8 protein-coding genes are annotated in these 9,115 nt (G+C 70.5%); 4 read left to right on the forward strand and 4 right to left on the reverse strand.

Going from position 1 to position 9,115, the window contains the following annotated elements:
• Positions 1-43 precede the first annotated feature (43 nt).
• Positions 44-877 carry an NAD(P)H-binding protein gene (locus IH13_RS0113285; RefSeq protein WP_031084086.1) on the reverse strand — a complete coding sequence of 278 codons (834 nt, stop codon included), beginning with the start codon at positions 875-877 and terminating at the stop codon, positions 44-46.
• A 440-nt stretch (positions 878-1,317) separates the two neighbouring features.
• Here IH13_RS0113285 and IH13_RS0113290 point away from each other — a divergent pair, with 440 nt between their 5' ends.
• Positions 1,318-2,151, forward strand: a complete 834-nt coding sequence (locus IH13_RS0113290) for a PIG-L family deacetylase (RefSeq protein WP_031084087.1) — start codon at positions 1,318-1,320, stop codon at positions 2,149-2,151.
• A gap of 818 nt (positions 2,152-2,969) precedes the next feature.
• On the opposite strand, the gene IH13_RS0113300 is transcribed toward IH13_RS0113290, so the two are convergent.
• Both IH13_RS0113300 and IH13_RS0113305 read right to left on the reverse strand, forming a co-directional pair.
• A complete protein-coding gene (locus IH13_RS0113300; protein ID WP_031084089.1) occupies positions 2,970-3,746 on the reverse strand; it encodes a polysaccharide deacetylase family protein in 777 nt (258 codons plus the stop codon).
• A 362-nt stretch (positions 3,747-4,108) separates the two neighbouring features.
• Positions 4,109-4,708, reverse strand: a complete 600-nt coding sequence (locus tag IH13_RS0113305) for a hypothetical protein (RefSeq protein WP_031084091.1) — start codon at positions 4,706-4,708, stop codon at positions 4,109-4,111.
• Positions 4,709-5,125: 417 nt separating this feature from the next.
• On the opposite strand from IH13_RS0113305, the gene IH13_RS0113310 reads away from it, so the two are divergent.
• From IH13_RS0113310 to IH13_RS0113320, 3 genes are all read left to right on the forward strand, one after another.
• On the forward strand, positions 5,126-5,872 hold the full coding sequence (locus IH13_RS0113310) for a DUF1838 family protein (RefSeq protein ID WP_031084093.1): 747 nt from the start codon (positions 5,126-5,128) through the stop codon (positions 5,870-5,872).
• A gap of 405 nt (positions 5,873-6,277) precedes the next feature.
• Complete coding sequence (locus tag IH13_RS0113315) at positions 6,278-6,688, forward strand: VOC family protein (RefSeq protein ID WP_031084095.1); 411 nt, start codon at positions 6,278-6,280, stop codon at positions 6,686-6,688.
• A 269-nt stretch (positions 6,689-6,957) separates the two neighbouring features.
• Positions 6,958-7,413: a helix-turn-helix transcriptional regulator gene (locus tag IH13_RS0113320; protein ID WP_031084096.1), complete on the forward strand. Its 456-nt coding sequence runs from the start codon at positions 6,958-6,960 to the stop codon at positions 7,411-7,413.
• A gap of 279 nt (positions 7,414-7,692) precedes the next feature.
• On the opposite strand, the gene IH13_RS0113325 is transcribed toward IH13_RS0113320, so the two are convergent.
• Positions 7,693-8,784, reverse strand: a complete 1,092-nt coding sequence (locus tag IH13_RS0113325; protein WP_031084098.1) for a lytic polysaccharide monooxygenase auxiliary activity family 9 protein — start codon at positions 8,782-8,784, stop codon at positions 7,693-7,695.
• Positions 8,785-9,115 lie beyond the last annotated feature (331 nt).

A 9,115-nucleotide genomic window follows, 5' to 3' on the forward strand; every position in this document is an offset into this window, starting at 1 on the left:
GCCCCACCGCCGGCAGGCGGTGCATGGGTCCCGGATCGCCGGATCAGGTGAAGGCCGCAGCGTTCTCCGAGGCCCATTGGCGGAACGTCCTGGCCGGGGAACCGGTGATCCGAGCAACCGTGTCACGTACGGTGATCAGCTCATCGTTGACATCGCCGCCCGTCACGTCGAGCACCGCGTCGGCGGCTTCGTCGCCGAGGAAGGCGGCCATCCCCCGATGAGCCTCCTGCCGCCCGATCTCGGTGAACGGCACCTCCCGTCCCAGTACCGCCGCGATGGTCTCGACCTGCTGACGGGCGGTGATCCTCTCCGGGCCGGTCAGCGGGTACGTCCGCCCCCGGTGGCCGGGCTCGGCCAGCGCGAACCGGGCCACCGCCGCTATGTCGGCGGGGTGGATCGTGGGGAGGCCGACCTCCGCATAGGGTGCGCGGACCGTTCCGTGCTCGCGGATCTCTCCCGCCCACCACAGCGCGTTCGAGGCGAACTGCGTCGGCCGCAGGATCGTCCACGCCATGCCGCTGTCCCTGAGCAGGCGTTCGACGGCCGCGTTCTCGCCTGCGGGGCCGAGATGCGGATGGGTCTCGACGGTGATGGACGACACCAACACCACGTGTTCCACACCCGCCTGCCCGGCAGCGTCGATGATCTCGGCGTCCGGGCCCACGCGTGACACGAGGAACAGCGAACGCACCCCCTCCAACGCCGGCTTCAACGTGGCCGTCCGGGCCAGGTCGCCCTCGACGGCTTCGACGCCCTCCGGAAACGCGGCCCGTCCGGTGTCACGGGTGAGCCCCCTCAGCGGCCCGGCGCCGGACGCCGCGAGCTCCTTCACGAGGGCTCGCCCGATGTTTCCGGTGGCCCCGGTCACAAGGATCATGAGGTCTACTCCCGTCGTCGTGCGTGGTCACTGGAGACCTGACGCTAGGACCTCAACCACCCTTGGGGTCAAGGCAATTCGGCGCGTTCCGTGGCCCGAGCCCGCCCGCGCGCGTACGTTCAGGCCGGGGCCCTGTGCCAGGTGCCCGGCACTCCTGAGGTGCGTTTCCCTGCCGCCTCCGCGGGAGCCGGCTCGGATGAGACGGACAGCGGGGCCGCCTGTACCTCGTTCGCGTGAAACGCCGAATCCGGAAAGACCGGGCGGCCGCGCCGGGAACAACCGGTCCGACCGGCACGGTTGCAAACCGGGGGACCGGCGCCGCACGGGCGGGAAATACGGAGACGACGAGGTCGTCCGTCCCGCCAGGACCCGGGCCCATGATCGCGGTATGCCCGCCGCGCACGCGGACCGAGACGTAGTTCTGCAGGAGGACTGTTTTCATGACCGACCGGCCCTTGACGCTCATGGCAGTACACGCCCACCCCGACGACGAGGCCACCAGCACCGGAGGAGTCCTCGCGCGGTATGCGGCGGAAGGCATCCGCACGGTTCTCGTGACGTGTACCGACGGCGGTTGCGGTGACGGAACAGGGGGTGTCAAACCGGGCGAGCCCGGGCACGATCCGGCGGCCGTGGCACGGATGCGCCGCCGTGAACTCGAGGCGAGCTGTGACGTGCTGAAGATCAGCGACCTGGAGATGCTCGACTATGCGGACTCCGGAATGGTCGGCTGGCCGAGCAACGACGCCCCCGGGTCCTTCTGGCAGACCCCCGTGGAGGAGGGCGCCGCCCGCCTCGCGGAACTCATGCGCCACTACCGGCCGGATGTGGTCGTCACCTACGACGAGAACGGCTTCTACGGCCATCCCGACCACATCCAGGCCCACCGCATCACGATGGCGGCGCTGGAGATGACCACGCTGACACCGAAGGTGTACTGGACGACGATGCCCCGCTCGGCGATGCAGCGGTTCGGGGAGACCATGCGCGAGTTCCAGGAGGACATGCCGGAGCCGGACCCCGCCGAGGCCGCCGCGATGGCCGAGATCGGCCTCCCCGACGACGAGATCACCACGTGGGTGGACACCACCGCGTTCAGCGGGCAGAAATTCGATGCGCTGGCGGCACACGCCAGCCAGGGCGAGAACATCTTCTTCCTCAAGATGGGCAAGGAGAGGTTCGGTGAGCTGATGGGCACGGAGACCTTCGTACGGGTCAAGGACACGACCGGCGCGGCCGTACCCGAGACCGATCTCTTCGCCGGCCTGCGCTGATCCGCCCGCCCGGTCCCCGGTCCCGGCCCCGGTCCCGGCCCCGGCCGGCTCATCGGACTCGGCGAGGCTGCCCTCCGTACGCCTGATCTGAAGAGCGGTGCAGCGGCCGGCTCGTGCCCGCCCGGTCCAGGTGCCCGCGCTCTGCCCCTCCACGTGCTGGAGGCCCCCCTCCGGCAGTCGAAGCCGTCCGGAGGGGGGTGGTCGGGGGCGGCAGCTCATTCCGAGGCCGTCCTCGACGGAGAAGTGACGCTGCGGTGGCCGTTGGCGGTGGCGCGGACGTGGTGGACGTGGTCGAGAGAGGGGGCACCGTCATCGAGACCGGCACCGGCTCCTACCGCCTCGCCAGCGCCTGGACACGACCGGGCCAACCCGCCAAGGCGAGCTGAGGCCGGCCAATCAGTCCTTGCTGAGGGCCTGGAGGAGTTCGGTAGTGCGCCAAGTCGTCGTGGTGCCACTGCCAGAGCTGGAAGGTGACGGCCCGTTCCCCGTCGTCGGCGCAGCCGGCCGGCCGGTGGATGCCGGCGTCCCAGTCCGATTAGATGGCGGTGGTAGTCGTCTGCCAGTTCGTCGTAGAAGCGCGCACCGATGTCTCAGGCATGGTCAGAGGCTGCCGTGGCTGACCTCCCGGAGGCGCTGGTCACCTCAGCCGTCTGCGCGCACGCCCTCACTGACGACAGTGCCGGGCCCGCACCCTGCACGGCGGAACCGGTGTCACCGCCGCCGGGTGCCGCCCGGTGCGGGCTCTGCCGCCTCGCGGTCTCACATCCGACGGCCGTACCGGTGAGCCGGGTCCCGGCTTCGGCGCCGACGCGCCTCACTCACCGCACGGGGAAGCCGAAGGAGTACCCCTGCTCCCGCAGCCACGGCAGCACCTCGCGCAGAGCGGCCAGGGTCTGGGAGCGTTCTCCTCCCGCGTCGTGGAAGAGGACGGTCGGCCCGTTGGAGATCTCGCTCTTGACGGTGGCGACCATGGTGTCCACGCCGGGGTGCTCGAAGTCCTTGGTGTCGACGTTCCAGCCCAGCGGTCGCATCCCCCGGGACGCGGCCAGCTGCCGGCTGTACGGGGTGAAGGCACCGCCCGGGGCCCGGTAGTACTGCGGCCGGACGCCTCCGGACGCCTTGGTGATCATGCGTTCGGCGTCCAGGATCTCCTGGGACTGGTAGGCCTCGGACTTGGTGTCCATGGCGGTGTCGTGCGAGACGGTGTGGTTGCACAGCCGGTGCCCGTCCGCCACGACCGCCTTGACCAGGTCCGGGTACGCCTCGGCCTGCGTGCCCACCATGCAGAACGTCGCCTTCACGCCGCTCTCCTTGAGCAGTTGCAGCACCTGCGGCGTCCACACGGGGTCCGGACCGTCGTCGATGGTGATGTTGACTCCCCGGTCACCGCGGTCCGAGGCGTGCGCGATGTCGACCGCCACCTTCTCCACCTGGTCCTCGGGCCGGGTCTCCGGCGCCGAGACCCCCGCCTGCGGTGTCCCCCCGACGGGGCCGGCCTGAGCGGTCCACACCGAGGTCGCCGCCGCCAACGCCGTCACTCCGAGCGCCGCCGCGAGGAGCCTGCCGTGCCAGGCCCTTCCCTTGTGCTTCGCCATGTCCGCCCGCCCCTTTGCCGTTCCCGCCGATGCCGTGCGCCCATGTAGACATACGAACAGCTCTGCGGGATCCCTCGGTTACCGATCACGGACACTTCCGCAGAGGATCGGCGACAAACGCAGGGATTCCGCGACGCACACGGGGACTCCGCGACGGATGCGGGGACGAGACGGCGGCCCGTCACACGCAGAAACGCCCGGCTGGGAGTCCAGCCGGGCGTCCGTCCGAGCCACCGGCGACAGCCGCAGGACCAGCGGTTGCCCCGTACTCGTACATGCGCCACAGGGAGGGGGCCTGCACCCCCGGCGCACGGCCTGACCGCCGTCAGGTCAGGCCGCCGTCAGGTCAGGCCGCCGTCAGGTCAGATCGTCGGCGTGTCGTCGACGATCTCCTTGTGCGGCTCGACGATGAACTTCCAGCCCTCGCTGGGCTCCAGGAACCGCACACGGGTCGGGTAGATGTCCAGGGCGCGGCGGTCGCGGTTCTGGCCGTTGCCGTTCTTCCGCCCCCGGGCCGGCTCCTCGTACAGGTCGATCTTGACATCCGGCACCTCGACGACTTCCTCGCTCCAGCGCTGCACGACACCGGCCCCGAACGCGTCCCGTGCGGCGGAGTAGAGCGAGTCCAGGGATTCCTTGTTCCCGCTCGGCACGAAAAGGGCGAGGTTCAGGAGGACACCGGCACTCTGGAGTACCTCGATTTCCTGACCCGCCTTGTCGGCAACCCAGATCCCGGCCTCTTCGGCGTTGTCCGGGAGGACGTGGATTTCCTCACCGAAGACCGTCCTCGCAACGCAGGACCCTCCCTCGAAATTCTTACCCGGCTCCGTGAGGAAAGCCGGGGCGTAGCAGTCGAGAGGAAGGCCATCCATCCCTGCCGAGACGAAAATGCCGTCCTGGGGACCCAAGCCTGCGATCTCCTCGGCCGTAAGACGTCGGGCCGTAACCTTCTCGGTGTTCACGCCATTCCCCTTTAAATTGCGGCGTCCTGTGAATGCTTTAAGACTCTACCACGAAAATGATCAACCACCGCTCCATAGCGGGTGGTTCGTCGCGCCGGTGACAACCCGTCAATCCTCCGTACAAATCATTCCCGGAGCGGCGGACGGCCTCCCCTGCATAACCGGCGAAACGCAGCACTCGTAGCGAAATACGGCAATGCCCGAGAGCCCGATTGCCGCGCTTCGGAAATGTTTTCCACAAGAAGTCGGACGTCTCGTGGACAGGCGGGCGTCTCGTGGACGGGTGTGCGCCTCCGAGGCGAGGACCGGCGGGACAAGGGCGGCGTACGGGCGGTTCGCGCGTTCGGCGCCGACTCCCCGGGCCCGGCCGGTACGTTTCCCACCCGGCCGGGGCGTACATCACGCAGAGTGTCCCGTATGACGACACCCGCTGAGCTGCTGCGCTCCCTCGCCCGCACCCGGGCCTCGCTCGACGGCGAGGAGGTCGTGTTCTGGTGGTCCGGAGACGTGTACTCCTGGGCCCCCGACGAGCCCTACCAGCGCGTCTTCGGCTTCGAAGGTCTCAACGTCGCCCGCCTGGTACAGGACCCCGAATCCGGTCCGGACGCCTACCAACTGCTCACCCGGGAGGCCGCCTTCTACCTGGACCCGGTCACCCGGGACATCCTGGAGACCTGGCAGGACCTGCCGGTGGTGCACGTCTGGAACGATCCCGCGAACCAGCGGTGGCGGCCCTTCCCCGTCCCCACGACCGAGCTCGGCGGACAGGTCTGCTTCAGCCTGGAGATCCCGCTCGCCTACCCCTCACCCCTGCCGGTCGCCCAGTACCCCGTCCACTCGGCCGGTGACACGTACAAGGCCCTGGAGCTCTTCCAGTTCTTCGCCGACCGTGCCGACCTGGCCGGCCCGGCCCCCAGCGTTCCGGCCACCATGTCGTGGACCCGGATGTCCCCGTGGCTCCCGTGGATGGCCCGTGGACAGCGGCCCGGGGGCCTCACCTTCCACTGCCGGGGCCGCAAACTCGGCTCGTACACGGAGGTCCCGGAGCGGACCCGTGCCCACATCGCCGACCGGCACCCGGAGTTCGCCCGGGCCCCGCAGCAGTGGAGCGAACCGAACGAGACGAGCTGGACGTACTTCCGCAAGCTCAACCCGCCGACGTAGTACGGGCTTACGCAACCGCCGGCATCCCGGGACTCGTGAGCCGCCCTCGGCCGGGGCCGGCCGCGCCGAACGGGTGAAATCGCAGAACCCACTCGGCCGCGTCCGGAAGGCGAGGGGAGCGACGGGCGCCGTGCCCCCTCCGGCCGGCCGGCGGCCTGGTCATCGACGGCCGGGGCGGTCGGCCTGACACTCCGCGCGTGTGGAGGGCGCCCCCGCGCCCGGGTCCTCCCGCCGCGGCCCACCGGCCGTACCGCTGCGGGGAGGGCCGGCACACCACGCCCGTACACCACGGAGACCCGGCGTGCTACGGCGTACGAAGGCTGTCGCACGGACCGCGAAACGCGTGCCCGAGCCGGTCAGGAATCGAGAAGCACCCGCCACGGGGGCGTGGCTAGCGTGATGTCCATGGACATCACCATTCACACCGCCGCCCTCCCCCATGACGACCCGGACGCCTCTCTGGCCTTCTACCGCGACATCCTCGGTTTCGAGGTCCGCAAAGACGTGGGGCAGGGCACGATGCGCTGGATCACGGTCGGGCCCGTCGGCCAGCCCGGAACCTCCATCCTGCTGGCCCCACCGGCCGTCGACCCCGGAATCACCGAGGACGAGCGCCGCACCATCGCCGAGATGATGGCCAAGGGCACCTACGGCTGGATCCTGCTGGCCACCCAGGACCTCGACGCCACCTTCGAGAAGGTGCAGGCAGGAGGCGCCGAGGTCGTCCAGGAACCGACCGAGCAGCCGTACGGCGTGCGGGACTGCGCCTTCCGCGATCCCGCCGGGAACCTGATCCGCATCCAAGAGGTGCACTGAGCGGCCCGGCAGCCGTAGCCGCTTCGTGCCCGGTCTCCCGGTTCTCCCGGTCCTGATGCCCGGTGCCCGACTCCGGGCACGGGCACGGGCTGCAGGCACCGGCCCGAGGGCCGGAGAGCGGGGCCGGGACCGGGCCGGGGCCGGGCCGGGGCCGCGGCCGGCCTCGGCGTGGGCCCCGTCGAGCGGATCCGCCGCCAGCCCCGACGCGGAGGGACGGGGCGTCCGTGACCGGCGGTGAAAGAGGCTCCCTCCTGTGCCATCCTGCGTGCATGAGCGCAGTCACCGGAGCACAGCGCCTGAGCGACCTCGTGCGACTGCGCCGCGTGCGCGACCGGATCGACCGGGAGTACCAGCAGCCCCTGAACGTGGAAGCGCTCGCCCGTGGAGCGAACATGTCGGCCGGGCACCTCAGCCGCCAGTTCCGGCTGGCCTACGGCGAATCGCCGTACTCCTATCTCATGACCCGGCGCATCGAGCGTGCGATGGCGCTGCTGCGCCGTGGCGACCTCAGCGTCACCGACGTCTGTTTCACGGTCGGCTGCTCGTCGCTGGGCACGTTCAGCACGCGCTTCACCGAACTGGTGGGCATGCCGCCCAGCGTCTACCGGCGCCAGGCGGCCGACGGCGCGGCCGGGCTGCCGTCGTGCGTGGCGAAGCAGGTGACCCGGCCGGTCAGGAAACGAGAGGCCCCGGCCACGGACCCGCACCTGCCGCCGCCGCCATGACCTCTCTCGTATCAGTCACCCTCGACGTGGCCACCTCGACGGCGCCGACGCTGCGCGCGACTCGGCCGGACCACCGACCGGACCGACCGGACCACCGACCGGGCCGCCGGGCCGATCAGGAACCCGAGCACGGGCACAGGTCCGGGCCCTGGTCCCGGCCCCGGACCCCGGGCCCAGGGCCCAGGACCCGGACCGCTGGGGCCTCTCGTCCGGATCAGGCCGGGCCCGCGCAGCCCGGCACCGTGCCCCGGGCTCCCCGGCCTGACCCCGACGAACGGCTCAGGACACGCAGCCGATCGTCCCGGCCGGGTAGTCGTTGCCCGTCGAGGTGGCCGTGAACCCGAAGGTCACACTGCCGTCCGGGGCGATGACGCGGTTGTGGTCCACGGCGCCCACCGTCACCGTGCCGTCGGGCCCGGTGGAGAGGGTTCCGTTCCACACGCTGTTGATCTGGGTCCCGGACCCGGGCTTCCACTGCACGGCCCAGCCGTTGCGGGGCTCCGTACCGTGGTTCATCACCTCGACGGAGGCCTGGAAGCCACCGGACCAGGAGCTCTCGACGTTGTAGACGGCCATGCAGGAACCGGAGTGCTCCGGGTCCGTCGGAGTCGGCGTCGGAGTCGGCGTGGGGGTCGGCGTGGGGGTGCCGTTGCCCGTGCCGCCGATCCCGGTCACCTCGCCGTTGCCGCCGTCGAACGCGATGTCCGAGCAGGAGAAGAAGTTCTCCTGGCTGTCCGAACGCACCCACTGGATGAACATCAGCGCGTCACCGGAGCGGCCCGAGGGCAGCGTCAGGTCCCAGTAGTAGTGGCCACCGTTGCTGCCCGGCGACCCCTGCTGCGGCGGGTTGCTGACCGTCTGCACCAGCTCCAGGTCGGCCCAGGCGAGTGCGGAGGTGGGAGACCAGCCGGGCTTGGTCACGTAGACCCGGAAGTCACCGGGGTGGGCGGCCCAGTTGCTGTACTGGACCTTGAGCGTCGAGCCTGAAGTCAGGTGCGTACGGGGCCAGTCGGCCCGTGCCGCGTTGTACGCGGAGAAGTCGTACGGCGACCGGTCACCGGCACTGCACAGGGTGCCGTCCGGCACATAACCCGCGCCGCGCCCACCGGCGTTGGAGTCGAGTACGGCGAACCAGTTGTACAGCGCGTTCGCGCCGCTCCGGCTCAGGGCGTCCCGGCAGGCCGGGTTCGTCGGGTTCAGGGCGCCGGTGCCGGACAGGGCGTCGAGCTGGCACAGGTAGGTACGCGATCCGGGGGTCATCGCGACACCGTGCGCCTCCGCCTTGCCCTGCCAGAGGGTGGTGAGGCCGAGCGCCCCGAGCAGGGTGGCCAGCACCGCTGCCAGGGAGATGAGTCTGCTGCGACTAGCCATGGAGGGGGATCTCCTTTTCCGAGGGGTGATACGAGGGGGGTCGTGGAGCGGGTCGTCGGAGGCGTTGCGTAGCGGTGCGCCGGGCGGGGGAGCCGGCCGTGCGGGGAGCGGCGGGTGGCGCTGGGGAAGTGCGCTCCGCCGGCACGACCGATGGGAGCGCTCCCATCACCCGGTTCGAGACGGACTGTAGGAGCGAATCGTGTACCTGACAACCCTGTGCGTACGGAATCACCGGAAGCTTTCGGGAACCCCCAGGTAAGAGGCGCCCCCAGGACACGGGTGCCGCGAAGAATCTTCGACTGCGGCAGGGAGCGGCCCGCCGGGTCCCGCG

It is taken from the genome of Streptomyces sp. NRRL WC-3549 (genome assembly GCF_000721935.1).
Lineage (GTDB): Bacteria > Actinomycetota > Actinomycetes > Streptomycetales > Streptomycetaceae > Streptomyces.

Bases quoted from the DNA above. Each gene is read 5' to 3' on its own strand.
- IH13_RS0113285 (WP_031084086.1), bottom strand. From the start codon at position 877: ATGATCCTTGTGACCGGGGCCACCGGAAACATCGGGCGAGCCCTCGTG.
- IH13_RS0113290 (WP_031084087.1), top strand. From the start codon at position 1,318: ATGACCGACCGGCCCTTGACGCTCATGGCAGTACACGCCCACCCCGAC.
- IH13_RS0113300 (WP_031084089.1), bottom strand. From the start codon at position 3,746: ATGGCGAAGCACAAGGGAAGGGCCTGGCACGGCAGGCTCCTCGCGGCG.
- IH13_RS0113310 (WP_031084093.1), top strand. From the start codon at position 5,126: ATGACGACACCCGCTGAGCTGCTGCGCTCCCTCGCCCGCACCCGGGCC.
- IH13_RS0113315 (WP_031084095.1), top strand. From the start codon at position 6,278: ATGGACATCACCATTCACACCGCCGCCCTCCCCCATGACGACCCGGAC.
- IH13_RS0113320 (WP_031084096.1), top strand. From the start codon at position 6,958: ATGAGCGCAGTCACCGGAGCACAGCGCCTGAGCGACCTCGTGCGACTG.
- IH13_RS0113325 (WP_031084098.1), bottom strand. From the start codon at position 8,784: ATGGCTAGTCGCAGCAGACTCATCTCCCTGGCAGCGGTGCTGGCCACC.